This window comes from Arthrobacter oryzae (assembly GCF_031454875.1).
Lineage (GTDB): Bacteria > Actinomycetota > Actinomycetes > Actinomycetales > Micrococcaceae > Arthrobacter > Arthrobacter oryzae_D.
On sequence record NZ_JAVDRQ010000013.1, the window covers coordinates 138,812 to 162,524 of the forward strand.

Sequence of the window (23,713 nt, forward strand, 5' to 3'; positions counted from 1 at the left end):
AAGAAGAAAAGGGAAGGGGAGGAGGTGGACTAGCGGATCGTGGAGCCCCACATGTTGGTGAGGTACCTGCGCATCAGGGCAATGAAAATGATTGAAGGAATCACCAGGGCGAATCCGCCGGCGAACCGGTAGGCCAGGGGTGAGTCCGCCAAAGAGGTGAGTACCTGCGCCGGCAGTGTGCGGTGGTCAAGAGTCAGGATCGAGGCACCGAGCACTTCATTCCAGGACATGACGAACGTGAAGATTGAGGCGGCGGCGATGCCGGGCAGGGCCATCGGCATCACGACCCGCATGAACGCCCCGAGGGGAGTACAGCCGAACACACGGGCAGCCTCTTCAACATCGATCGGGACACCCAGAAACACGCTGGCGGAGATGAGAATCGTGGTGGGTAGCGCCAGTGCGGTGTGCAGCAGGATGACACCGTAGGTGGTGTCGTAGATGTCCACGGTCAGGAATAGCCGGGCCAGGGGAACGGAGAGCACGACGATGGGCAAGGCACGGGTGAAAAGCAGGAACAGCTGATACGGTTCTTTGCCCGGAAAGGCAAAGCGTGCCAGTGCGTAGCCGGCCGGGACGCCAATCAGGGCGGAAAGAAGTAGGGTCCCGACTCCGACGATCAGGGAGTTGCCCAGGGCTCCGTAGATGCCCGTTGATCCGAGGAAGGCGTTGAGGGTTTCGAACGAGATGCTGGTGGGCAGCAGGCTTAAAGGGAACTCATTGAGCGATTCCCGGGTCGAGAGGGCTGCCAGTGAAATCAGGTAGATCGGGATCAGCATGAAAAGCGAGATGGCGATGCAGCCTGCCTGGAGCAGGATCCTGTTACGTTGTTGGCGTTTCAGCGGGGCGGTATCAACAGTAGCGATCGTAGGGGTCATCGTTTGCCTCCCTGGCTTTTGTCGCGGAGGGCCCGCAGGTAGAAGATCGAGGTCAACATCGACACGACGAGGATGACCAGGGCCAGTGCCGCGGCGACGTTCGGGTTTTGAAGACCGGTGTACCAGCGGTAGGTTTCCCCGACGACCAGAGGAAAGTTCTGCCCCGTCAGGGCCTGAGCGACGGCGAACGTTTGGAAGGCCAGGATCGTTCGCAGAATCAAGGCAACCTGCAGGCTGGGTTTTAGCAGCGGCAGGGTGACGTGGCGCAGGCGCTGCCAGAAGGTTGCCCCGAATACCTGTGCCGCTTCGTCATAGTCCTTGGGGATGCCTTGAAGACCGGCGACGACGATGACCAGGACCAGCGAGGTTGCCCGCCAAAGTTCGGCGATGAGAACGCACATGAACATGGTGGTCTGGTTGTCGTAGGCCAGCCAGGAGCTCCCCTGCAGGCCGAGCCAGGACAGTGCTGAATTCAGGTAGCCGCGGTCGTTGAAGATGGCGAGCCACACCAGACCCGCGGCCAGGTCGCTGAGCGCCAACGGTATGGCCCACACGAAGAAATGGACTTTGTGCAGCCGAGGATTCGAACGCAACAGCAGTGCCATGCCTATGGCGAAGGCGAACTGCAGCGGGATCATGATGACGATCAGCAGCAGCGTGTTGCGCACGGCTGGCCAGAAGTACGGGTCCTGAACCATGCGGGCGACGAAGTCTAGCGTGAACCCCTTTTCGTTCTGGAACGCCTGGAGCACTCCCTCGATGACGGGCCAGCCGAGCAGGAGCACCATGAAGATCACGGAGGGGCCGATGAGCCACACTGCCGGCGGAACGCGGCGCTGCGGCGGCCTGAGCACGGTTCTGGCCGGGGCGGTGGGGGTTTGAACTGTCATTACGCTACCTCGCACTTGGTGGAGATTGGGTCAGGTGCCCAGCACGGCACATTGAGTGCTTTCAGAATCGTGTTGAGTTCGGCGGCCTGCCGGTCGAGAACGGGCTGGACCGAGGCGTTGTTAAGGCAGATCTCCTGGAAGCAGTTTTTGAAAATCTGGGAGACTTCACCTTCTTTTGTTCCAAGACCAACGGGCGGCAGAGCCAGCAGTGCCCCGGCGGAACGTTGTTGGCGACGGACTGCGACTGCTTCCAGCGCGATGGCGCCGGTCAGGTCCGTGGGCAGCTCGGTCTGAACCACCGGGAAGAACGCGTTCCGGCGAAGGGTTTCGACCTGAGTCAGCGGTTCCGCTAGCCCTCGGATTGCCTGTTCGGCCAGATCGCGGTCCTTGCCGCCCTTGGGGATAGCCAGACCGGCGACGATGAGCATATATCCGCGTCCTTTTGGTCCACGGGGCGCCGGGACCATCAGCCAGTCGTCGGGCTTGCTTGCGGGGGCGTTCACGAGTCTGGCGACGTGGTCCCAGGCGACGAGCACTTCACCCCGGGCGAGCGGTTCCTGCATGGCGTCGTAATTGGTCGAGGCAGGTGCCATATTCGTCCATAGTTCCTGCATGTAGGTCCAGGCAGTCACGGCGTCGGGGTTGCGGAACGTGGTGATCTGCCCGCCGGTGAAGCTTGGGAGCAGAAACCCCTGATAGAAGCGGTGGTGGAGTCCCTTGGGCCCGGCAGGCATCCCAAAGACCGGGCGTCCGGCGGCTTGTTTGGCGGCCTTAGCCCATGCCAGAAAACCTTCGTAGGTCAGGTCGTTGACGTCGACACCGGAGGGGAGCCACTCCAACGCCTTTTTGTTGACCGCGACAACGTATGTGGCCTGCATCCATGGGATGTATTTGGAGTTCGATCCGCCGACCTTGGTCAGTTCAAGCATTTCTTTGGTGAACCCGCGTCCGGAGAGGTCCCTGAGGATGCCGTCCACCTCCTCCAGGGATTCTGAAAGCGGCGCCAGTTCCCCGTGCAGGCCGCCTAGCAAGGAGGTGCGGACGTTTTTCGCACTGGTCTGGGACTTCACTGTGGAGGCGAAGACCCCAGGGTCAACGGCGTTGTAGGCCGTGGGAACCCTCACGAACTTCTTCAGCACCGTTTCATAGCGCTGCTTTTCCTCCACAGGAGTGAACTGTGTTGAAAGGAACCCGACCGTCCCCTGACCCGCAGCGGCCCCGCTGGTATCGAAACCGGCACAGGCAGAGAGAAACGGGGCTGACATGGCGGTCCCCAAGCCCGCAAGCAGCAGACTCCGCCGCGATGGGCGAAGAGCTGGGGGTGAGAATGTGTCGTTCATTGACTACTCCAATCGGATGTGCGCCTCTGCACAAACTTTCGTTTAATCATGAGACGAAAGTTTGGAGGTGTCAAGGGTGTGCTACCGCCCGGGCTTCCCTCCCGTGTTGGTTCTGCCGTGGCGGCTACTCTCCAGGCGCCCCTCAGGTAAAGGAAGGGGAGCGGGATTGACGCTCGGGAGCTTTTGTCTCATGATTAAACGAAAGTTGCGGATGCTCCGGCGCGGAAAGAAGCACTTAGCGGTTCCCGTGGGCATTCGCATCGAATCAGCCGCCCCAACACATCGGAGGATGACGTGATCGAGGCCAGATCCGAACACACCCTTGCCGTGACCGCCCAGGACAAGGCCGCAATGCAGCGGCTGCTCACAATTGCCGAGAGGCTTTTGCGGCTTCGGGCAACGACTTTGCCCAAACGCGGGATTCTGATCACCCGTCACAGCCCGGAACTATTCACCGTGGCCCTGAGCGGGGACGTTCCCTACGGCTTAACGCGGGAGTGCCGCTTCCGACAGCCCGGCCTCCGCGACTCCCGTGCATAACCACGACGGCGCCTGCAGTATGGAAGGAAGGTAAAAGATGCCAGCCGGTACTTTAGGGGCAGAGGCGTAGTGCCTGGCCCCGTCCCGTTCGGACCCTTGTGGCCGCCGGGTGACAAGATCCAATCCGGCGCCACCGCTCAGCGCAAGCTATTCGCGGAGTGGATAACTTCGCTGAGGCTGACGCCTCAGGAGGAAAGGCTCATGCATACGTTGGTTGCAATGGCCGATGAGCGTGAGCTCTGGTCTGGTCGCTGCGCCCTTGTTTCCTATCCTGACGAAGTGGCGCGCAGATCAGTGGTGCGCGAGAATTTTAACGAAGTGCTCGGCGCCTTGGTACGTGCGGGGCACGTGACGACCCACAGCGCTGCACTGTTCGCCCGCGAATCAGCGCTTGGGATCATATATCGGGTGCGGCGACCCGGCGTGATTCTCAGTTCCGAGTTAGCAGGCCCTCTGTGGCCGGAGGATGCCAGACCCGGCAGCTTTAGGTGAAACAGGACAATAGGTCTGGTTCATCGTAACGCCGCCGATGTGGCGGCGCGTCTCCGGTTGCTCTACGACGGAGCAGTCGCCAACTCACAGCTCGACAAGCACCCGGACGCCGTCCGGTTGGCCAGGGAACTCGCACAAATGGTCCTGGACACTTCACCCCGGGCCTGAGGGAAAGGGCTTTTACCTGCCGAACGAAACATGATGCGGTCGGCCTGGTCATTAGCCTCTCGCGGGGCAAGCGGAGGAGCCGCGTCCTTGTTGCGGCAGCCACCATACTCTAGCCTATGTACCAAGGCGAACATGAGCCTGCACAACTGGGGAGGGTGCGTCATGGCGGAAATCAATGCGGTGCTGGCAGGGCTGACCGCGGAAGAACTCACGGAGATCAAGGCACTTGGGCCGAAGGGGCATCTCGGTCGTCACCTGATCGACGCCCTCGACCGTGCCGCCGGGGGTCCGGGTGCCGGGCGGGGCTTGTACGTCCTGGACGGCACGGTGAACGGCAACGGCGGGCAGTTCCGCGTACTCCGTGATGACCTGAGTGACCGGATCTTCCAAAACGACATGGTCCAGGATTAGAGCTTAGCGTGTCAGATTTGGTGGTAAGAGTTTGACCATTCAGCGTCAGGGAATGGTGCCCGGACTCGATTCTGATGCTGTTTGTGCTCAATACTGACGTCAGGTTGGGGTGTGCCCCAACTGGACGAACATTCCTTGAGCCACGTTCTTCTTTGTTCTGGAGGCCAGCAAAACATAAGGGGCGGTGTTCGGCGACAGTTTGTGCAGGCCCGTGCCTGCCGGGTTGTTCAGCAGGCAGAGCCAGTTTCAAAACGAATATGCACGCGTCCAGTCAGTGTGGCTGTGGACTCTGTCAACCGTTGATGACCTGCGGGAAGTCGGCGGCTTGGATGCCTTCAACACCGAATTCCGGACCGTAGCCGGATTGCTTGACTGGCAGGACGCCTTCACGCGTGAAACTTCTGTGTCTCGTGCTGAGGGGACAGACTCGCTGCAATTAGCGCCCGGGCTCGGGTCCCGTCGTCGTTTCTCATTAAGACTGAGTAGGGGGCGGAGTTGCCAGACTTCGTTGCCCTCGCCACGCATGAAGAGCCGGCGTCCGGCGCCGTCTTCAAGGTGCAGCCAAAGGATTGCACCGTCTTCGGTTACTGCATCAACGGAACCAGAAAAGGCGAATGCATTATTTCCGGCAAGGAAGACCTCGTCGCCTGGGGCCAGGACTGTCCAATCACTGATGCGATCAGCTCCGTTGGGCAGCATGCAACTCATGCGCTTTTCCTCCTTTCTCGACCGGGCGGTGGACTGCAGTAAGGGCCGTCCTCTTGCCATTTTGTACTCCTTGATATCGTGGCCGCGGAGATACGGCGGCGGGCTTTGAAGCCGGTTAGATGCCTAATAGGTCGTCAGTTTTTGGGTTTTCCGATGTGCGTCGCTATGTCTCGCAACCTGGGCTCGATCTCGGTGTCCTCGCCAGGTCTTACGAGACACTTCAGTCCGGCTGGGATCAGAGACCTTCTGGAACCATTGTCAGAAATGCCGAATCGGACCCTATTGTGACAGTCCTTTGGCTGACCTGCCTGACGTCAGGTTGGGGTTTTCCCTAACTGGAGGACTATTCATGAACGTGAAGACGGCGTCGCGCATCCGCTCCTGCTCTGGTAGCCGGATCGCAGACGACCGTAGCAAAGCTGTCATAAGTCGTCGGTTCCATTGTCCAAGTGCAGCGTCGAAGCCTGTAATGCGGCGCAGCGGTTGGGGTTGTGTCGGGGTAGGCGGGCCTCGCTTACTGTCTATTGGCGCCCGGCTACCTTCTGGCCGGCTTAGGAATGCAGCGATGCCTTTGTGGGGAGTTGCCCCGGCGTTAAGCGTGATCAGATCCGGCTGCAGGGCCAGCGCTGGGCCCACCTGCTCATCCAGGATCTGCCGGACCAGCAGTCCACGGACAGCCAGGTTCGCGTACGCGAAATCCTCGTGCCCGATGCTCAGCTCTTCGGCGACCCGGTCCGCCCAGCCCCGCAGGCCCCCGGGCTGCCCGGCTCCGGATCTCCGACACCTTCCGTGAACGAATCACCCAGGGCCACATAACGGCTCCACGGATGCAGGCGGGCACGGGGATCAACGGAACCACCCTGCGGACTGTCGGCGCTGGGAGCGTTCGTTCCCTCATACTGCTCCCACCTACTCGGCGGGCGCCATGCCCGCCCGGCTCGATGTCAGGAACGGCGCCACGTCGAAAAGGAGCATGGCTTTCGGTCGTGGTCGACCCTGCTTATGCGCCGAGTTCCATGGCAGTCCGAACCCATTCGGCAGACGAATACGACCTTGATTTGACCCGGGCTCGGCCCAAAGACGGCTGAACGCCGTCCGGCTGTTACTGATCACCCCCGGGCCGACTTTCAATCCGGACTTCCCTTAGCTACATGCCATCAGCGTTCAGAGCGCTCCAGTGTTCCATTCCGTCTGCTTGCAGACGGATCCGGGACGCGGCCGCAAGTTCGCCATGGAAGAAGGCCAGGTCCGTGTGCCCGAGCTGAACCAGGTGGCGGATTGCGGTGGTTGCAGCTCGTACCTCACCGTCCTCCTGCTTCGCTGTGCATACCGATCACAAAGTGCGGATTCCACTCCGCTGCAGTTGCTCGATCTGGTCCTTTTCCAGTGTGCCGGCCCCGAGAACCAGCAGCGCGTCCACGCGTCGGCAGAGGATGTTCAGGCCCGTAGGGAATCCTGGAGTGGCAGGGGGATGCGGGAGATGGAGCAAAACCACAGAGTAGTCCTGGCAGCGGAGTGCCCGCTCGGATCCTTCAACGGTCGCGTTGTATGCAGGGGACGAAGGGAGGAAGTCACAACGCCAACGGCTTCGTGTCCTGCCTGTGGAAGCCCTGCGGCGGAGGCTGACGCGGCGTAGCCCACCCGCCGTCAGGATCGGGTATCCGGTGCGCGCTGCTGGGGTTGACGGTGAGTCCACAGAGCAGGAACCAGTTGCGAACTTTAGGTACGTCGACGAACCCCTCTCCTTCCCGGCTGTCCGGGATGAGGAGGGGTCGTCGCGCGCAGCGAGGTTAGAGTGTCAGGGCCCTGAGAACGACCGCGGTGACGCTGATTCCGAGCAGAACGGCAGAACTGGTCACGGCGCGGTCCCCGACCCGCAGGTGCGCGACGATCGCCCCGGCGAAGTAGAGAACTGCGCCGATGCCGGCTGCGATTCCGATGGGCCAGAAGGCGAGACCGGCGAGCAGACCGGCCGCGGCGGCGAGTTCGAGTGTGTGGCGAGCAGTGGTGCCGCTTTGGTCGCTTTCACAAGCTCCAGGACGGCTATCTGGTGTGGGTCTTTGCGGATCTTGCCGATTGCGGAGAAGACGAGCACGGCCGAGAAGAGGACACTGAGGATGGATGCTGCAATGAACATTGGTGTTACCCCGTTTGGACGATGGTGGGTGATTGGTTGTCCGTGGTGATGCAGGCGCACGGATTCGCTTTTGTTCGGTGAGGCTCCCTGAAGGAGCCCGGTTCCACTTCGACGGCCGTGTCGGCGTCCGCGAAGCGGATGGTTGTCATCAGGTTGCAGAGACGAGGGATTCGACGCGAACGATCGGGGCTACGCGGGTGCCCAGCAGTTCGATGGCCCGCATGACCTCGTGGTGTGGCATCGTGCCGACGCTGATTTGCATGAGGAAGCGCCCGTTGCCGAAGATGCTCTGCTGGAACAGGATTTTCTCGGCCACTTCCTCGGGGGAACCGGCGACGAGGGCTCCCTGCAGGGCGGTGTCTGCGCCGTAGTGCTGCTTCGTCGGCAGTGCCGAGAAGGGCGTGTTCAGGAAGGCGCTCATCGCGGACTGGAAGTATGGGTAGCTCAGCTCGATGGCCTGCTTCTTACTGTCGGCGACATAGCCGTGAGCGTTGATGCTGACCTTCACCGCGTTTTCCGGGTGGCCGGCTTCGAGTGCGGTCGCACGGTAAAGCTCCACCAGTGGAGCGAAGCGGCGGACGTCTCCGGCGATGATGCCAAGAGACAACGGCAGCCCTAGCTTCCCGGCGCGTACGGCCGAGGAAGGCGACCCGCCGACTCCCACCCAGACGGGCAGCTGATCCTGTTCCGGGCGCGGGTATACACCCTGATCCGAGAGTGGCGGACGGTGGCGACCGGACCAGGTCACTTTCTCATCAGCGCGGATCTTGAGAAGAAGATCCAGCTTCTCTTCGAAAAGGGTGTCGTAATCGGACAGATCGAATCCGAACAGCGGGAACGACTCGACGAATGCACCGCGGCCCGCCATGATCTCCGCCCGGCCTGCCGACAGCAGATCGAGAGTCGCGAAATCCTGATGTACACGCACCGGATCGGAGGAACTGAGGACGGTCACGGCACTGGTGAGGCGAATCTTCTCGGTTCGTGCAGCGGCTGCCGCAAGGACAACAGCTGGACTCGCAGCAGCAAAATCCTCTCGGTGGTGCTCTCCGAGCCCGTAGACGTCGAGGCCAACCTGATCGGCGAGCTCAATTTCCTCGACGAGATCTTTCAGGCGTTCCTGAGGACTGATTCGGCGCCCGGTGTTCGGGTCCGCAACGGCTTCTGCAAAGGAATACACACCCAACTCCATGGTAATCTCCCATTCTTAGTGTTGTGGAGAGCTGTCTCCGGTAGGTGTAATGCGTAGATCCATCTCCGTATTCCCGATGACGAAAATGAGGTGTTGCATCATGCCGAGCAAGGATCCGGAAGACAGGCAGCTACGCCCTCGTGCCCCTCGTAGCGACAGCCTTCGCAATCGCGAAGCGCTCATTGAGGCAGCACGGGTTGCGTTCGCGGCGGAGGGACTCAACGCGTCACTGGATGCCATTGCGACGTCGGCCGGAGTTGGCGCTGGCACTCTCTACCGACACTTCCCCAGCCGGTCGGATTTGTGGGGCGTTGTCCTGGTCGACCCCTTGAACGAGCAGTTGCGCCTTGTCGAAGAGGCCCTGCGGGACGAAGACAGGTGGGCGGGCCTCTCCGGCTACATCATGGCCAGTTGCGCGCTCGAGGCTGACAGCCGCGGCTATCTCAACCTCATGACCACCCGACTTGATGGATCCGACACACTGGTGGCGCTCCGCAGGCGGATTCAGGCACTCATCGAAGAACTCGTTCGCCAGGCGCGTGAGTCGGGCGCGGTTCGTTCAGATTTCACGGCCGAAGATCTCGTCTTCATCATGCTCGCCAACAGTCGCATCGCAGAGGCCACCAGGGATGTGGCACCCGGCGCGTGGCGGCGCAACGTCGAGCTCTTCCTCGACGGCCTCCGGCCAGACAGGGCGACACCCCTCACCGAACCGCCGATGAAGCCCAGCCAAGTCGCACGCACGATGATGCGCCCGCGACTCCGGGATCCGCGCCGTCCGGCAGGAGCGATGAAGAAGGGCGCCGAATCCTAAGACGCTGCTAGCGTTAGGAGCGGCAGCGTCTTAGACATCATGGGTTCTTGCGGTGGTCGGCGTGGATTTGGGTATTTATCAGAATCCCCGGCATGCAGGTGAGACCGGAGGTTCGGTTAAGTGCATAAGGCCCGTCAGCGTTCCGGGCGTCCGCAGCCTCTTCTGCGCCCCCTCAAGGAACCACAAGAGCGGGCCGACAACAGGGCTCCGGTGCTGGGTACCTCATTGCACGACTCGGCGGTGGGATGACTGCATTCGAGTTTTCGGCTGTGGGAAGAAGCTGCGGATGCTCGACAACTCCCCGGCTGGCCCGGATCGCACGATTGCCGGGCATCGGAAACTATCCGATGACAGAAAATCCCGCTAATTCAACGAAGTCATTCGCGCTTTCCTCCGGAGCGTAGACGGGAGGTGATGCCGCGACAGCGATGCTGGAGGCCCGGACGGACCAGGTGGTAGCGGTCAGAGCCGGCGAGCGGCACCGGTTCACGCGATCCGCGAACCGCTACGTGCCCAGCTCACCCGAGTGTTACGGCCGAGAAGGCGTGCATACCTCCTGAACGCTCGGTGCTTGATCTTCGGAGCACGCGAGTTCGAAATGGCGTTCTAAGACGTCGACGAGGATGGCAGGGTTGACGTTGATCCGACCGGCCCGGTCAGGCCAAACTGGATCCACGTCCATCAGACAGTCCCCCACAGCATTTTGGGAGGAGGGGCAGAGCGGTCCTCTGCGTGTATGCGAGGAGGCGCTCCATCGTCAGTTGTCTTCGGCGAGGTGGGTCAGCACACGCAACGCCCAGCTCCGCGCAGCCCTCCGTCACGAGTACAGCTGATGGCCACCGCCCTGCCGGTGACCGGAGTGTGAAGGACCGCACACATGGAAGACATGAGAACCCGAAAAGTACTCCAGATTCTGATCCTCGCCGCCGCACTCGACATCGGAATCAGCCAGCCGATCTTCAACGGACTGTCGTTGCTGGCGCTCCTGGCGCTTCTGGCGCTCCCAACCGTGTTCCTCCTCCAGCCAGGCGCGTTGCTCACGTTCCGCAGACCGGTCCTTCGACTCGTCAAGTAGCCTCCAGAAAAAGGGGGCGGCACGTTTTGTGCCACCCCTTTTGTGTGACCTGACTGCCGCCGTCCAGGGAAACTCGGCGTAAATTTCCGTGAGTATTGAACTTTTCGTCGGCAAGGAGCCGTACGATGAGCGCGTCTCATCACATCGAATTCAATGGGGGAAACCGTGAGCAACCCGCAATACCCGTCGCAACAGCCTTATCCTTCGCAGCAGCCGTATCCGCAGCAACCGCAATCTTGGCAGGGCGAACCGCCGCTCTGGGCGCCCTACTACGGAGCACCGTTCCAGGCAGCCGTGAAGCGCTTCTACAAGAAGTACGCCACGTTCACTGGCCGGGCCAGCCGGAGTGAATACTGGTGGTGGACCTTGGTCTCCGTCGTCGTCAGCATCATCCTGAACATCATCATCAGCGTCGGCACCACGTCGACGTCGTCAATCAGCAGCACACCCCAGTACGGCCCAGGCGCCATCTTCGGGCTGATACTGCTAGTCATCTGGGGTTTGGCTACTATCGTGCCGTCCCTGGCGCTGTCGGTCCGTCGTCTGCACGACAGCAATAAAAGCGGATGGTTGCTTCTGCTCGGGCTGATTCCTTTCCTGGGTGGAATCATCCTGCTCGTGTTCATGGTCTTGGGACCGGACCCGGCCGGTCAGCGGTTCGACCAGCCCAGCAGCTAGTAACCAGCTTCATCTGAAGCCGTGAAAGCCCCGCCGTCACTGACTGCGGGGCTTTCTGCTTGTCCGACCTGCCCCAGGAACGGGCTCCCACATGGCGCGCATCGTCTCGGCGCGTCCGGCCAGCCAGGCCCAGATGGCCGGCTCTTCATCCTCGGTGACTGTGACCTTGACGGACTGGTTGTACGGCTTGCCCTGCATGACGGCGAACAGAGACAACCGATGGTGTTCTGAGTCCTTTCCGGTTTCCATCCAACCGCCACCGGAAGGTTCGATGGATCTCGCGTCTTTCGGAACGCTCATTAGCGTGATCGCCTCCGCCGAGGTTAAAGGAAGTGATACCGGATACTTCGCATGCATGGCTGGTCTGCCCGCAGGAATTGATCCCGAAGACCCGTATCATCTCTGGAAGGGCGCCGTTGAAATGCTTCCCAACCTCTTGAGGAGGGAAGACCACGAATACAGATTCACCCCTACAAATTGGTGGTCCGCCGATCGGTTATGGTTCGTCCTGAGGGATTACGTGCTCCAAGCCACTAAAGTAAGCGGCTCACACCGTCTCATACGCCGGATTCGAAACGATGCCTTCCTCGAAACCACAGACTGGACCGAACCAGAGCCCAAGAACCATACTCCGCGTCCGGTGAGGATCCCTCAAAGGGCGTTCTCAGGGGGCGACCGGTCGTTTCTCCATGCAGAGAAGTCGTGGCCGATCTTCCCAGGATGGAGCAGGAAGAAACCTACGTTGTACGGCAGCCGGCAGCGGCGACTGCGCTGCCTGAGGCCTCCGGGAACTGGATGATAGTGCGGGCGTGGGGCCAGCGCTGATGAGCAGTGTTCTGTTCTGCTCCTGCATTAAGTCCCGATTACCCACGTTTCGGGTGGGCAGCGGGGCTCTGGTCTTAAGGTGTGTCAGCCACCTTGAGCATCCAGCACTTGCAGGTGCCTGCGGGCATCCATGCCGCTTGGCTTTCCACCTGGTGCCTGCACCGCATGCCGAGTTTGCTTGGGGTCTTACAAAGACTTTGAGCCAAATCACAGATTTAGACAATGTGGGATTTCCAAAAGGGGATGTAGCATTGCTTAATTCGTGCCGGTTGAGAGTACGACTACGGGTCGCGACTCCTAGACAGGAGAGGCGTGGACCCGCATGGTTATCCGTCCTTGTCGGTACTCGAGCCTCTCGGAAGGGTGGAACGTTGGTAGACGAAGAGGGCCAGGATCTGTTTGACGTCAGGCGGCTGGCGCTGCTGCTCGAGGTGGTCGAGCAGGGATCCATCACGGCCGCGGCTGAGGTGATGATGTACACTCCCTCCGCCGTCTCCCAGCAGTTGCGAAAGCTCGAACAAGAGGTTGGGCAGCCCCTGTTAAACCGGCGGTCCCGCGGGGTGGTGCCCACCGAGGCCGGTCAGGTACTTGCGGGGCACGCCCGGAGAATAGTCCAGCAGATGCGCGCAGCCCGGTCCGACCTAGGCGAGATTGCCGGCCTTAAGCGCGGATCTCTGACCGTGGGGACCTTTCCCACCCTGGCCGGGTCCTTCTTGCCCCTCGTCATCCGGACCTTCAAGAAGCGTTACCCGGCGATCAGTCTTTCCCTGCGCAGCGCCCGCTTCAATGAACTCGTAGCCGACCTCCAGTCCGGGGCCACGGGCCTGTGCCTGCTCTGGGACTACCCTTGGGATCGGTTTCTTGACGAGTCCATTGTGGTGACAGAAGTCTTCCAGGAAAGCACTGTGATCCTGGTGTCCCGCAGCCATCCGCTAGCAGACCGCGAGCAGGTGAGCATGAAGGATCTGCGCAAGGAATCGTGGATAGTGCGCGCAGAAGCACATCCGGTCGTTGAGGTGCTGCAACGCTCCGCCCAGGATGCGGGATTTGAACCGACAATCGGCTTCTTGGCCAACGACTACCAGGAGGTTCAGGCCATGGTCAGCGTCGGAATGGGCGTGGCCATGGTGCCCAAGACCGCAATGGCTTTACAGCACCCGGACGTGAAGGTCCTAAGCCTCGGTTCTGCCGCTCCGCTAAGGCGTGTGTTGCTGGCCCAGCGCCAGGATAAGGTCTACGCCCCGGCCGAGGTCGCTTTCCATTCCACCCTCCTGGAGATCGCACGGGAACGAGCTGGGGACTATATCTAACCCTGCCTGATCCCATTCTCGATGATTCAGGGAGTGCGCGGACAGCTTGTCGGTTGTGGGTCTATTGGGCTCCTGCGAACGTCAGGCCCCCACCACCCGGCCATTTAGGACACGCATACGCCCAGGCCACTGCCGGACGTTCAGACCCGGCAGCCCAGAAGGCAGCAGTAGCCCTGGGGCGGCCACGCCGTCGGCGATCTGTGCCAGGACTTCTGCGGCGGTTGGCAAGTCGTATCTGCCTTGGGACCCGTCAGCTCAACTTTGGTTGACTGGTCGCCGGTACACACGCATCCCGTCGCTGTGCAGGAACAGCGCCCGGCCCTGTCCGTCGTCCTGCTGCAGCCAGAGCATGCTGCCGTCCAGGGCGAGCATATCGATGCGCCCTGACGCTATGACTCGTCCGTGATTGTGGATTTCCACTTCATCGGTGCGCGAAAGTGTGGACCAGTTGGGGATGGGTTCGGGCCTCAGGGATCCAGTGTGGGGCTTGGCCATGCGAGAGCGGGTGTTCATCTCGGTTGTCCTTGATCTGGGGGGCATATAGTTCTGGATAGTAAAGGAGGGGCAGGGCAACCGTCTGGTCACCCTGCCTCGCCGTTGCATGCTGCGCTGTCCTCGCGCCCGTCCGTCGGGCTACCTGTTGCGATGGAGTGCGGGAACGGCAGCATGCTCGCCGGACAGTGTGTCCGGCAGTCAATAGCGCCGGGTCAGAGCTTGTCGGCCCGGACTGCGAGTACGGGGCAGGTCGCGTCGAGCAGAATGCGCTGGACGGTGCTTCCCAGGATGAGCTTGCCCACCATGGACCGGTGCCTCAGTCCAATGACAATCACTTCGACGTTGCGGTCCTGGGCGATCTGGATGACCGCGTCCCCCGGATCGGCCAGTATCGAGGATTCGATGGTCAGGGCAAGGCCGGCCTCGGTCAGTTGGCCTTCGAGCTCCTGTAGTTCCTGCGCGTCCAGGTCGTGGTGGCCACGGCCGATATTCACGATGAGCAGGTCTGACTTCCGCCGATGGGCTTCCTTGATCCCCTCAGTTAGCGCCTCCCTGCCTTCGGGGGCGGATGCGTAGGCTACGAGTACCGTCATTTTTGATTCTCCAATGGCTTTGGGTGTGCAGGGTGTTCCGGTGCTAGACGAGGGTGTTGAGCCAGCCCTGCGGCAGGTCAATCGGCAGCAGCGATGGCAGTGCCAGGAGCACGATGTACAGGACGCCGGTGTAGATGATGGCCACCTTGAGACGTGCCCTTGCGACTATCAGGAGGAAGGCCGGGATGAAGATCGTGACTGCTATCAGGTATCCGAAGGCGGCCGTGAGAGCCAGGAAGCCTGTCATCCATAGGAAGGTCTTCAACGCGAACTTCGCGTCAAGGGTCCAACCTGCCCTCGCGGGCTGTTGTGTGCTCAGGATGCCCCCCGCCTCCTCAGAGATGGTCTGATCTGCCTTCGGGGTTCTGCCGCGAAGCCTTCTCCGGATCTCAATGAAGAGCAGGATGCCGGAGAAGATCAGGCCTCCGGTGCTCACCAGCTGGGGGACCAGCCTGGCTTCCGGCGAGAATGAAGCGGACGAGATTAAGGCGGCGGCGAAGGCGACGAAGAAGACGCCTGATGCTGCGAGGGACCAGGTTGAATTCTTTAGCGGAGCTTCGTCGTCCTCGGGCTGTTCGTCCCGGTGACCATCGTCTAGGTTGGTGTGCCGGCGGGCGCGGATGAACTTAATGAACGCCCAGATCATCGGCAGGATCAGGATTGCCAGGAAGACCATGACGCCGGGGCGGGCCATCCAGTCGAAGCCTTCGTAGAGGCTGTCAGTGAGGAAGTAGTAGCGTTCCAGCGGGATAGCCAGGACGAAACCGATCAGGAACGGTGCCCGGGGGAACCCTGTCGATTTCAGCAGCCAGCCGAAGACTCCGAGGATGATCATGATCCAGAGGTCGCCGAGCTGGCCGCCTTCCTGAAATGAGCCCAGGAGCATGATGGCGACAAGGCCTGCTGCCAGGACGGCGAAGGGGACCTTGGTCAGTTTTGCGAGCTGTTTGACGCTGAGGAAGCAGAGCAGCGCGCCGAGGATCGAGGCAATCGCGAAGGACCAGACGATCAGGTACATCAGGTCGAGGTGTTCGGTGATGATGGAGGGGCCGGGCTGGATGCCGTAAGTGAGGAGCATTCCCAGGAGCATCGCGGAGGGCACGCCGCCGGGGATGCCGAAGAGGAGGGTGGGGATCAGGTCGCCGGCTTCAACGGAGTTGTTGGCACTTTCGGGGCCGACAATGCCGCGTGGGTCGCCCTTGCCGAACTGTCGCTTGTCTTTGGCGGTTGCGACGGCCTGGCCGTAGGCCATCCAGGTTCCGGCGGTGGCGCCGACGCCGGGCAGGACGCCTGCCCAGATACCGATGAGCGCTCCCCGGATGACCTGGGTCCAATGGGTAAGCCATTCCCGGATGCCCTGGCCCCATCCGCCACCAAGGCTGATGGTTTGCTTTTCTCCGCGGCGCTGGCTGGCGCGGGATGCGATTTCGGCCAGACCGAAGATGCCCAGGGCAACGGCGACGAGTGACAGGCCGTCGCCGAGGAAGAGGCTGCCGAAGGTGAAGCGTTCCTCCGCTGTGGTCGGTGAGGTGCCAACCATTCCCAGGATCAGGCCAAGGAGGCCTGCCGAGACGCCCTTGATGATGTTTCCCCGTGACAGGACTGCCGCCAAAGATACACCGAGGACGGTCAACATGAAGAGCTCGGGACTCGCGAAGGACAGGACGAGCGGCCGGGCCAGTGGGATCGCCAGGGTCAGGCCGACCGCGCCGATGATGCCGCCGGCCATGGAGGAAAGGAATGCCAGGGTTAGGGCTCGGGCCGCCTGTCCTTTCTTTGCCATGGCGTATCCGTCGAGCATGGTGACGCTGGCTGACGCGGAGCCCGGGGCGCCGAGCAAAACCGCCGAGACGGTGTCCGAAGTATGAACTACTGCGAGGGCGCCAATGAGGAGGGCCAGAGCCTGGGGCGGTTCCATTCCGAACGTGATGGGCAGGAGGATCGCGACGGCGCCCGTGCCGCCGAGTCCGGGGATGAGGCCCATGATCAGGCCGGCGACGGTGCCGATCAGGAGCATGATGAGGAGGGAGGGGTCAGCGAGGGATGCCAGCGCTGCCATTGCTGAATCAAGCATGATGGTCCTTATTCAACGTGGATGTTGTATTTGCTCGCGAGCAGCCCTGTGACGTAGGTCCGGACCGAGGCGCTGACTTTATAGGCGTCCCTGACGCGGTCGGCTACGCCGGGGTCCGCAACAAGGGGGTAGCCGCCGAGCACTTTGGCGGCCTTCTCTTGGAATCCAGCGTCCGCGCCAAGCTTTTCGCTGGACTCGCGCAGCAATACGTACGCGTTCTCCGGCGTCTCTTGTGGCACCCAGAGTCCTTTTTGGTAGGTGTAGGTCAGTCCAAGCAGGGTCTTGTAGGCCTCGTATTTTTCGCCCGAGGGCTTCTTCCCATGGAGCGTTTCGTATGCTTCTGCCACAGTCGGGACGTCGGGGAAGTTGGGGTCACGGATGACATCCCCGGCTTCGTTGAGCTGGCCGAAGGACATCAGGACGACGGCTTTGCCCTCTTTGACGATGCCTGCGACGGCGGAGCCGTAGGCGGAGGTCGTCTGGTAGTCCAGGTCGATCTCCCCGCGCTGGAGGGCCAGGTTGACCGGGCCCCGGCCTTCGAACCCGAACGTGCTTGTCACGTCGGCTTCGAGCAGGTCGAAGGCTACCAGGGTGGTGATGTCCAGGCCGGTGGCACTGATCCCGCCGAACTCGAGCGGCTGGTCCCTATTGATGAGGTCCTGCACACCGGCCACCCCGGCTTCGGCCCGGGCGTAGATGACTCCGCCGGTGCCGTTCACTACGACAGGCTTGAGATCTTCGAAAGAGTACTTCACGGCCGAACGTCCCAGCACCCACGGGACGACCGTTGATGCCGTTCCGACCAGGATCTCGGTGCCGTCGGTCTTGGCTGAGCGGGCGAACCTGTTGGTGCCTAGAATGCCTTCGCCGCCGGCCTCGTTCACGGGTGCAAAGCCGGGTCGACCGGGAACGTAGTTTGTCAGCTCCGTCCCGATGAACCGCGCCCAGGTATCCGTTCCGCCGCCTGAGGCCAGGGGGATCAGGAATTCAAGGGTTTCGCCACTGAAGTCGCCGTCTTCGGTGCTTGAGGGTGGGTTCAGCAAGCTTCCGCCCAGGACAGTGGTGGCCGTGCCCAGCAGTGCGAACGCACCGACAGCCGTGAGGATGGTCCGCCGGGAGTGCTTGGGAGGTTCAGGCTGTTCGCTTGGCTCGGTCTGCGCGTCGATGCCTTCCGGGGAGAGTCCGGGCGGCTCCAAGGATGACTTGTTGCTCGTCATTGAGGAATCCTTTGGTTGGGCCTACCTCAATGCAACACCACTCCGGCGTCAATAAGAGGACAGGCTGTTTTTTGGTGTTCCGCTTACCAGGACTCTGGAAGCAGCAGTTCGGCGTCCGCGATGAGGCGGGCACTCCGAATAGTTCCGACGACGGGCACGCCGTCGCGAATTTCCGCCCAAGTCTGGACGATGCCGGCGGGGGTCCGCATGATCATGCCGGAGGAAGGATCAGTAGTGAGGAGGTCCCTGACTACGGTGCCTTCATGCTGCGCGGCCATGGTCAGCGCCACGCTTCCCGTGATGGCCAAGGCCGGATGGAGCTTGCCCATGGACAGCATTCTCACGTTGAGGTCAGCTTCATCGTCCTGGCCCGCCCTGCCGACCAGTGCCAGCTTCGGTATCGCCCGCGCGGCTTCGGCCCGTGTGGACGCAAGGCCCATGCGCACGGCGGCGTCTCTGCGGACGTCGTCCAAATGCACCAGGAGTGAAGCCTGGCCGTCGATGTCCGCGGCCGTCTCGTTGCCCGTGAGTCCGATCGATTCAGCGTCCAGGATGATCAGGGGAGCGCCGGCATCAATGAGCGTGGCCGAAACTTCACGCCCATCGAATGTCACCTTCTCGACCGGTTCGCCGGTGGGGAACAGCTTCCCGGTGGTTCTCCCGGCGGGGTCCAGGAATCCCATACCGACCGACAGCCCCGGGAAGGGAACACCGGGAATCATCTGGGTGCCCGGATCCTGAAGCTTGCCCCCCGGCGTCGGAACCTTCTGCAGAATCAGTTGGTCGGTGTTGGTGTTCAGGGTTCGGACCGATGTGGTCTCCTGACCGGGTGCCACCCAGCCTCGCTCGATCGCGTACGGGGCGACCACGGCCGAGCAGTTGCCGCAGTTACTGCCCCAGTCAACCTTCTGTTCGTCGATGGCCACCTGTGCAAACGTGTAGTCGACGTCGGCCTCGTCAGTGAGGGATCGGGACAGGATGACGGCCTTGCTGGTCGTGGATGTACCGCCTCCGACGCCGTCGATTTGACGGTTATCGGGGCTGCCGAAGAGACGCAGGAGAACTTCGTCCACGCTCTTTCCGGGGACCTGTAGGTTGTCCCATTCGAACACCCAGCATTTGCTGGTTCCGCCCCGCATCCACGTCGCTGGGATCTTAAACATGATTGCTTCCACACCTTTCTGGGCCCTTCCTTGGGCCTGCAAGCCTCGCCGGCTGGTCTAAGTGTGATCCGAACCTCATATGAATTACAAACGGCAAATAGTGCATATCCATGCACTTCTACTTCACTCACACAGGCAAAAAATGCCCTCAGAAAGGGCTGGGCCGAGCACTTGTGGGAACAGAGCGTGACTGGGACAGCGAAAATACGCTTTACATGAAGCACTGGCATAAGATTGTGAGGGGGGCATAATAAATACTTCAAAGGAGGGGCGGCTGTGCTGAACGTTCGGAGGCTTGAATTGCTGTTGGACGTGGTCGAGCTTGGATCGATTACCGCTGCTGCAGAAAAGCATGTGTACTCCCCGTCGGGGGTTTCGCAGCAGCTGCGGCGCCTGGAAACCGAAATCGGGCAGCCACTTCTTCAGCGGCAGACCCGTGGCATGGTCCCCACGGATGCCGGGCATGTTCTCGCAGCGCACACGCGTCGTATTTTGCGTCAGATGGCTGCCGCTGAGGCAGATTTGGCAGAAATCGCAGGACTCCACCGGGGCAGCCTGACTATGGGGACCTTCCCCACTCTGGGCGGATCCTTTCTCCCGCTCGTGATCAGCCGGTTTAAGAAGGAGTACCCGGCGATTGAGCTGCACGTCCGCAGCAGCCGTTTCGAGCACCTGGTTGAAATGCTGGAAAACGGCCAGGTAGGAATGTCCCTCCTCTGGGACTACGAATGGAACCGGATCAATCCGGCGGACTTTGCCCTGACTACTGTCTTCGAGGACGCAACGGCTCTCATAGTCGGTAAGGACCACCGACTGGCGCGCCGGAAGCAGGTGGACATGGCAGACCTGGCAACCGAAGAATGGATCGTTCGAGGTGATGCGCATCCTGTGGTTGAAGTACTGCAAAGAAGCGCAAGTGCGGCAGGCTTCACGCCACGGATCGCGTTCCAGGCAAACGACTACCAGGAGGCTCAGGCCATGGTCAGTGTTGGTCTGGGTATAGCGCTTGCTCCGCGGACCGCCGTCGTGAACAAGCATCCCGGGGTCAGCATCGTTTCTCTGGGTTCGAGTGCCCCGTCCCGCAGGGTGCTCCTCGCGCACCGCCACGACAGGGTACGCGCCGCCGCGGAAATGGCGTTTCAGGCAACGCTCCTGGAGGTCGCCAAAGATACGACCGCGGACTTCCGGTGAAGGGCTACGGCCGAGAAGTCCCCTGCCGATTGTGAGGCACCTCGTATCCGGGTCGCTTCGCTTGGCTTCGACTGACCTGACAGCACTAAAGGGGGAGTGGTGAGCAAGGAAAGGTCCACACGGTGGTTGTGGATGCTGATCGCGTCCGCGGTGCTCTGCCAGATCGCGCTGAATCTCGCAAGACCACTCATCTCTTATAAAGTGTTGGCTCTGGGCGGCGACTCGGTTGCAGTCGGCCTGACCTCTGCCGCCTTCGCCCTCCTTCCCGTGGCGATCGCCCTCTCGCTCGGTCGAATGTCAGACCGCCGAACGTCGATGAAGGGCATCACCCTGGCAGGGACGCTTTTGCTCGCGACCGGTCCGGTTCTGCTCTCGGCTGCCCCGTCCCTTCTGCTCGTTGGTGTCTCCAGCGCGGTACTGGGTATTGGCCACCTGTGCTTCACGATTGCTGGACAGTCCGCCATAGCAAGATTTGTTCCGCTCAGCCGCATGGACGCAGCCTTCGGCTGGTTCACGGCGGCATTCTCCCTGGGCCAACTCATTGGTCCCCTTGTTGCAGGTCTGGCCATGGGATCTGCAGGAAACGCCCCCGCCGCCGCCCGGCTTATGGACGCCAACGCGGCATTGATACTCGCGGGGGCAATAGCGGTGCTGGCCATTCCGGTCGCGCTCGGTGCGTCGGCGAAGGAACGCGCAGATGCTCGGGAAACCTCAGAGGCAGCTCCAACGAAGGCCCCGACGTCGAAGTCTGTGGCCCATCTTCTGGGTATCCCCACCGTGAAGACCAATATGCTCGCCAGCCTCGCACTGCTGGCCACGACCGACATCATCGTTGCGTTCCTCCCGCTACTGGGAGAAGAAAACGGAATCGCCCCCATCGGAATCGGCGTCCTTCTGGCCATCCGGGCGGCCGCCTCGATTACGTCCCGTCTGCTCCTGCCCGTCATGCTGTCCCGATGGAGCAGAACCGGGCTCATCACCGCCAGCCTCGCAGGGGCAGGTATCACCTTATCGATCCTGCCATGGCTGTTCGGAAATCCCGTCCTGGCGGCGATCCTCCTAGCCATCGTTGGATTCTTCCTCGGACTCGGACAACCGATCACGATGACACTCATCACCCAGGCAGTTCCCCCGGACGCGCGAGGGGCCGCACTGGCGCTGAGGCTGCTCGGCAACCGCCTAGGACAAGTTGCCCTGCCAGTCGGCGCAGGATTGCTGGCAGCTCCAGCCGGACCGGGGGGAGCTTTATGGATGTCCTCAGCAGTCCTCTGCGCCGCCTCCATACGATGGCCAAGAAGGTCCTGAGCCTCGTGCCCGCCGCTGGAACGAAATGCCATGAACAGCCTGGTTGCTTGGGGGCCGGCGACATCGAAAAAGTTGCACTGCTGGCGGTAATTAGCGACATATGAAGGTTCATCCATCACAATGAAACTTTGGACACGAAAGATGCCGTAGCCGTGAGCGGAGCCGCAGATTAATCACAACGAGCGACTCGCAGCAACGCTCCAAAATACGGTTTGATCACGGCGACCCCGATCACGCCCCAAGGGCCGCAGTCACCCTAGGGACACTGCGGCTGGAACTCGGTGACCCCGCCGGAGCTCAAAGGGCGTTCCAGGTTGCGAAGGACAGCGGCCACCCCGAGTACGCACCAAGAGGTGCGGTCCTTGACGGGATAAGACTTATGGAGGCCGGCGACTGGCAAGGAGCCCGCCGTGCGTATGAGCAGGCTAGCGACAGCCACCATCAAGATCATGCACCTTCCGCTTGGCTCATGATGGGGAGGCTCCTGGAAAAACAAGGAGACCCAGATGCGGCGGACGGAGCATACCGGGCGGCCGTTGACAGTGGTAATCCAGAATATGCACCCTTGGCCGCGGTCGGACTGGGGTTACTCCTCCAACGACAACGTGACGCTACAAGCGCCCAGGCGGCCTCCCAAATAGCGATCGACAGTCGACATCCGACCACGCACCCTTCGCGATGCTGCTCATAGGCGAGCACTTCACAGCGGATTTACAGCGCGTTCCTACTTCCGCGATCAGGCCGCGCGATACGGAAAAGTTAGTGAGCACCGGCGCCTATGCGGGCGCGCGCGAGCTGGTTGGATCGGGCATCGAGTGGGAAAAGAGCGTGTGCACATTGTGCACACTTTGGGCTTCGGACCGCGTCGTACATGGGTCGGATCGGGCCGGATTCCGCATCTTTCCGTGGGAGCCCAGTGTTTGAGGGCCTGGAATGCAGTTCGAGTCCCACCTCGGGCACGCATAACCCCTCGTCAGAGGGGTTTTTGCTTTAATGTGTGGACATTTTGCCAGGAGTTGTGGTGACGACATGACTAAGGCGAATTGTCTTCGAGGATCTCCCGCGGATAGTTGCTTGATCCCAATCAGGCAGAGTGTCCTCATCGCGTGTTTGTCCGGCCTAAAGGGGCGTGGACATTGTCCACACCCTGTCCGTGGGCAGCTCTTCGGCCTGCATTGTGCTGCCCTCCTCCTGGCTCTGCCTTCACTACTTCATGAAGTTCTCTGTTTCAGGCGACATGACTTTGCGGCCTAGTTCGTCGGTGTCGATGGACGTTCCGGGTTCAGTGTGAACGTTTCTGGGGTATCAGAGGCTGTGGCGTCCCACCCGGTGGCAGAGTGCAGATGTGTGGGATCCGGCCTCGCTTCCGGGAAGCCCTGATTTGGTTGATCCGTCCTACGTGTCCAGACTCGGCCGCGCGGTCATGGACGGCCATGAGCAGGCTGGCGTGGATGACCGTAAACGGGAGATGGTGCGGACACGGTGGACTGCTATGGCTTCGGCCAGGGTGATCTCGGCGGGGAGTTCGGGGATCTCGCCCGCAAATCATTCCAGGCAACACCGGCACAGGCGACGGCGAAGGGTCTAGTGTGGAAAGCGTCGGCAGTCGCCGCGAATACCCTCAGGGAGGGTGCATGGACTCCAACCACTCCAGCTCCGAGCAGTTCGGCCAGCATCTGAGCAGCGTCCGGGGCTCAGAATCCGACATCAGCGGTTCCGGTTACCTGGTCACCGATGAAGACACGGTGGAGAGTGTGGTGTCAGGCTTGCGGATCAAACAGCAGCAGCAAGGTAGCCTCGCGAGCAAGCCATCCGTCCTTCATGCCTCCGCCCAGGTCCTTATCAGCAGACGAGATGAACACGGCCCCGGCGACCATGCCGGAACGTCCCAGCCGGGGGAGTACCAGTTGGACATCCATTTCAGCGCTGACCACAGAACCCGGGAGTCGATCCCGGAAAAGGATCTTGAGGTCGCTCAGATCTGGGCGCGGGGACGGATTGAAGCCGAGGGTGCCGACTTCGGAGCTATCTACTCCGCAACCGGCGGAGATGTTGCAAGTGGCACTGGAGCGCTCGAATGCAGCTACGACCGCGCGGTGGGCTGGTACCGGTAGTTCCTCGTCCGCGAATCCTGCAGCCGTGAATAGATGTACCGGCTGGCTGCTCCCCGGCCGGATTCGCGGCCCGAACTGCCAGCCAATCCCATCCAACGTCTCT

At 61.5% G+C, this 23,713-nt stretch carries 22 protein-coding genes and 1 pseudogene; 11 read left to right on the plus strand and 12 right to left on the minus strand.

Annotated features, from left to right (window positions below):
• Positions 1 to 29: 29 nt before the first annotated feature.
• From J2805_RS20675 to J2805_RS20685, 3 genes are read right to left on the minus strand one after another with little or no spacing between them, the layout of a single operon-like run.
• Entirely contained in the window at positions 30 to 878 is an 849-nt protein-coding gene (locus J2805_RS20675) for a carbohydrate ABC transporter permease (protein WP_309979636.1), read from the minus strand.
• Positions 875 to 1,768, minus strand: a complete 894-nt coding sequence (locus tag J2805_RS20680; protein WP_309979639.1) for a carbohydrate ABC transporter permease — start codon at positions 1,766 to 1,768, stop codon at positions 875 to 877. Before J2805_RS20680 ends, J2805_RS20675 begins: the two co-directional genes overlap by 4 nt.
• The gene (locus J2805_RS20685; RefSeq protein ID WP_309979641.1) at positions 1,768 to 2,838 is read right to left on the minus strand and encodes an ABC transporter substrate-binding protein; all 1,071 of its coding nucleotides are present in this window, start codon (positions 2,836 to 2,838) and stop codon (positions 1,768 to 1,770) included. The genes J2805_RS20680 and J2805_RS20685 overlap by 1 nt, the downstream gene beginning before the upstream one ends.
• A 1,341-nt stretch (positions 2,839 to 4,179) precedes the next feature.
• Between J2805_RS20685 and J2805_RS20690 the strand changes: the two genes are divergently transcribed.
• The 3 genes from J2805_RS20690 to J2805_RS20700 all read left to right on the plus strand — a co-directional run bounded on the left by J2805_RS20690 (position 4,180) and on the right by J2805_RS20700 (position 5,469).
• Positions 4,180 to 4,308: a hypothetical protein gene (locus tag J2805_RS20690; RefSeq protein ID WP_309979643.1), complete on the plus strand. Its 129-nt coding sequence runs from the start codon at positions 4,180 to 4,182 to the stop codon at positions 4,306 to 4,308.
• 132 nt (positions 4,309 to 4,440) lie between these two features.
• Positions 4,441 to 4,719 carry a hypothetical protein gene (locus J2805_RS20695; protein WP_309979645.1) on the plus strand — a complete coding sequence of 93 codons (279 nt, stop codon included), beginning with the start codon at positions 4,441 to 4,443 and terminating at the stop codon, positions 4,717 to 4,719.
• 495 nt (positions 4,720 to 5,214) lie between these two features.
• Positions 5,215 to 5,469: a hypothetical protein gene (locus tag J2805_RS20700; protein WP_309979646.1), complete on the plus strand. Its 255-nt coding sequence runs from the start codon at positions 5,215 to 5,217 to the stop codon at positions 5,467 to 5,469.
• A 543-nt stretch (positions 5,470 to 6,012) separates the two neighbouring features.
• On the opposite strand, the pseudogene J2805_RS20705 reads toward J2805_RS20700, so the two are convergent.
• The 3 genes and pseudogenes from J2805_RS20705 to J2805_RS20710 form a co-directional block, all read right to left on the minus strand.
• Positions 6,013 to 6,260: pseudogene (locus J2805_RS20705) on the minus strand (SGNH/GDSL hydrolase family protein); the annotation flags it as partial.
• A gap of 957 nt (positions 6,261 to 7,217) precedes the next feature.
• The gene (locus tag J2805_RS24005) at positions 7,218 to 7,628 is read right to left on the minus strand and encodes a DoxX family protein (protein WP_396134450.1); all 411 of its coding nucleotides are present in this window, start codon (positions 7,626 to 7,628) and stop codon (positions 7,218 to 7,220) included.
• Between the two features lie 84 nt (positions 7,629 to 7,712).
• Positions 7,713 to 8,744, minus strand: coding sequence for an Atu2307/SP_0267 family LLM class monooxygenase (locus tag J2805_RS20710; protein WP_309979648.1), 1,032 nt, complete (start codon positions 8,742 to 8,744; stop codon positions 7,713 to 7,715).
• 112 nt (positions 8,745 to 8,856) lie between these two features.
• Between J2805_RS20710 and J2805_RS20715 the strand changes: the two genes are divergently transcribed.
• The 3 genes from J2805_RS20715 (at position 8,857) to J2805_RS20725 (ending at position 11,323) form a co-directional block, all read left to right on the plus strand.
• Positions 8,857 to 9,570, plus strand: a complete 714-nt coding sequence (locus J2805_RS20715; protein ID WP_309979650.1) for a TetR/AcrR family transcriptional regulator — start codon at positions 8,857 to 8,859, stop codon at positions 9,568 to 9,570.
• Between the two features lie 877 nt (positions 9,571 to 10,447).
• Complete coding sequence (locus tag J2805_RS20720; protein ID WP_309979653.1) at positions 10,448 to 10,645, plus strand: hypothetical protein; 198 nt, start codon at positions 10,448 to 10,450, stop codon at positions 10,643 to 10,645.
• Between the two features lie 165 nt (positions 10,646 to 10,810).
• The gene (locus J2805_RS20725) at positions 10,811 to 11,323 is read left to right on the plus strand and encodes a DUF805 domain-containing protein (RefSeq protein ID WP_309979654.1); all 513 of its coding nucleotides are present in this window, start codon (positions 10,811 to 10,813) and stop codon (positions 11,321 to 11,323) included.
• Positions 11,324 to 11,359: 36 nt separating this feature from the next.
• On the opposite strand, the gene J2805_RS20730 is transcribed toward J2805_RS20725, so the two are convergent.
• On the minus strand, positions 11,360 to 11,680 hold the full coding sequence (locus J2805_RS20730; protein ID WP_309979657.1) for a hypothetical protein: 321 nt from the start codon (positions 11,678 to 11,680) through the stop codon (positions 11,360 to 11,362).
• Between the two features lie 839 nt (positions 11,681 to 12,519).
• On the opposite strand from J2805_RS20730, the gene J2805_RS20735 reads away from it, so the two are divergent.
• Positions 12,520 to 13,458, plus strand: coding sequence for a LysR family transcriptional regulator (locus J2805_RS20735; RefSeq protein WP_309979658.1), 939 nt, complete (start codon positions 12,520 to 12,522; stop codon positions 13,456 to 13,458).
• A 255-nt stretch (positions 13,459 to 13,713) separates the two neighbouring features.
• Here the strand turns inward: J2805_RS20735 and J2805_RS20740 are convergent, their stop codons facing one another.
• The 5 genes from J2805_RS20740 to J2805_RS20760 all read right to left on the minus strand — a co-directional run bounded on the left by J2805_RS20740 (position 13,714) and on the right by J2805_RS20760 (position 19,000).
• Positions 13,714 to 13,971, minus strand: a complete 258-nt coding sequence (locus J2805_RS20740; protein ID WP_309979660.1) for a hypothetical protein — start codon at positions 13,969 to 13,971, stop codon at positions 13,714 to 13,716.
• A 194-nt stretch (positions 13,972 to 14,165) separates the two neighbouring features.
• Entirely contained in the window at positions 14,166 to 14,546 is a 381-nt protein-coding gene (locus tag J2805_RS20745) for a universal stress protein (protein WP_309979662.1), read from the minus strand.
• 43 nt (positions 14,547 to 14,589) lie between these two features.
• The gene (locus J2805_RS20750; RefSeq protein ID WP_309979664.1) at positions 14,590 to 16,620 is read right to left on the minus strand and encodes a tripartite tricarboxylate transporter permease; all 2,031 of its coding nucleotides are present in this window, start codon (positions 16,618 to 16,620) and stop codon (positions 14,590 to 14,592) included.
• An 8-nt stretch (positions 16,621 to 16,628) separates the two neighbouring features.
• Entirely contained in the window at positions 16,629 to 17,837 is a 1,209-nt protein-coding gene (locus tag J2805_RS20755; RefSeq protein WP_309979666.1) for a Bug family tripartite tricarboxylate transporter substrate binding protein, read from the minus strand.
• 83 nt (positions 17,838 to 17,920) lie between these two features.
• Positions 17,921 to 19,000 carry a PrpF domain-containing protein gene (locus J2805_RS20760; RefSeq protein ID WP_309979668.1) on the minus strand — a complete coding sequence of 360 codons (1,080 nt, stop codon included), beginning with the start codon at positions 18,998 to 19,000 and terminating at the stop codon, positions 17,921 to 17,923.
• Positions 19,001 to 19,276: 276 nt separating this feature from the next.
• Between J2805_RS20760 and J2805_RS20765 the strand changes: the two genes are divergently transcribed.
• From J2805_RS20765 to J2805_RS20775, 4 genes are all read left to right on the plus strand, one after another.
• On the plus strand, positions 19,277 to 20,191 hold the full coding sequence (locus tag J2805_RS20765; protein ID WP_309979671.1) for a LysR family transcriptional regulator: 915 nt from the start codon (positions 19,277 to 19,279) through the stop codon (positions 20,189 to 20,191).
• Between the two features lie 99 nt (positions 20,192 to 20,290).
• Complete coding sequence (locus tag J2805_RS20770; RefSeq protein WP_309979674.1) at positions 20,291 to 21,496, plus strand: MFS transporter; 1,206 nt, start codon at positions 20,291 to 20,293, stop codon at positions 21,494 to 21,496.
• A 379-nt stretch (positions 21,497 to 21,875) separates the two neighbouring features.
• Positions 21,876 to 22,187: a tetratricopeptide repeat protein gene (locus tag J2805_RS24010; RefSeq protein WP_396134449.1), complete on the plus strand. Its 312-nt coding sequence runs from the start codon at positions 21,876 to 21,878 to the stop codon at positions 22,185 to 22,187.
• A 943-nt stretch (positions 22,188 to 23,130) separates the two neighbouring features.
• Entirely contained in the window at positions 23,131 to 23,610 is a 480-nt protein-coding gene (locus J2805_RS20775) for a hypothetical protein (RefSeq protein WP_309979676.1), read from the plus strand.
• Positions 23,611 to 23,713 lie beyond the last annotated feature (103 nt).

Bases quoted from the DNA above. Each gene is read 5' to 3' on its own strand.
- J2805_RS20740 (WP_309979660.1), bottom strand. From the start codon at position 13,971: ATGAACACCCGCTCTCGCATGGCCAAGCCCCACACTGGATCCCTGAGG.
- J2805_RS20745 (WP_309979662.1), bottom strand. From the start codon at position 14,546: ATGACGGTACTCGTAGCCTACGCATCCGCCCCCGAAGGCAGGGAGGCG.
- J2805_RS20750 (WP_309979664.1), bottom strand. From the start codon at position 16,620: ATGCTTGATTCAGCAATGGCAGCGCTGGCATCCCTCGCTGACCCCTCC.
- J2805_RS24010 (WP_396134449.1), top strand. From the start codon at position 21,876: ATGGAGGCCGGCGACTGGCAAGGAGCCCGCCGTGCGTATGAGCAGGCT.
- J2805_RS20720 (WP_309979653.1), top strand. From the start codon at position 10,448: ATGGAAGACATGAGAACCCGAAAAGTACTCCAGATTCTGATCCTCGCC.
- J2805_RS20680 (WP_309979639.1), bottom strand. From the start codon at position 1,768: ATGACAGTTCAAACCCCCACCGCCCCGGCCAGAACCGTGCTCAGGCCG.
- J2805_RS20695 (WP_309979645.1), top strand. From the start codon at position 4,441: ATGAGCCTGCACAACTGGGGAGGGTGCGTCATGGCGGAAATCAATGCG.
- J2805_RS20675 (WP_309979636.1), bottom strand. From the start codon at position 878: ATGACCCCTACGATCGCTACTGTTGATACCGCCCCGCTGAAACGCCAA.
- J2805_RS20760 (WP_309979668.1), bottom strand. From the start codon at position 19,000: ATGTTTAAGATCCCAGCGACGTGGATGCGGGGCGGAACCAGCAAATGC.
- J2805_RS20715 (WP_309979650.1), top strand. From the start codon at position 8,857: ATGCCGAGCAAGGATCCGGAAGACAGGCAGCTACGCCCTCGTGCCCCT.
- J2805_RS20775 (WP_309979676.1), top strand. From the start codon at position 23,131: ATGGACTCCAACCACTCCAGCTCCGAGCAGTTCGGCCAGCATCTGAGC.
- J2805_RS20730 (WP_309979657.1), bottom strand. From the start codon at position 11,680: ATGCATGCGAAGTATCCGGTATCACTTCCTTTAACCTCGGCGGAGGCG.
- J2805_RS20755 (WP_309979666.1), bottom strand. From the start codon at position 17,837: ATGACGAGCAACAAGTCATCCTTGGAGCCGCCCGGACTCTCCCCGGAA.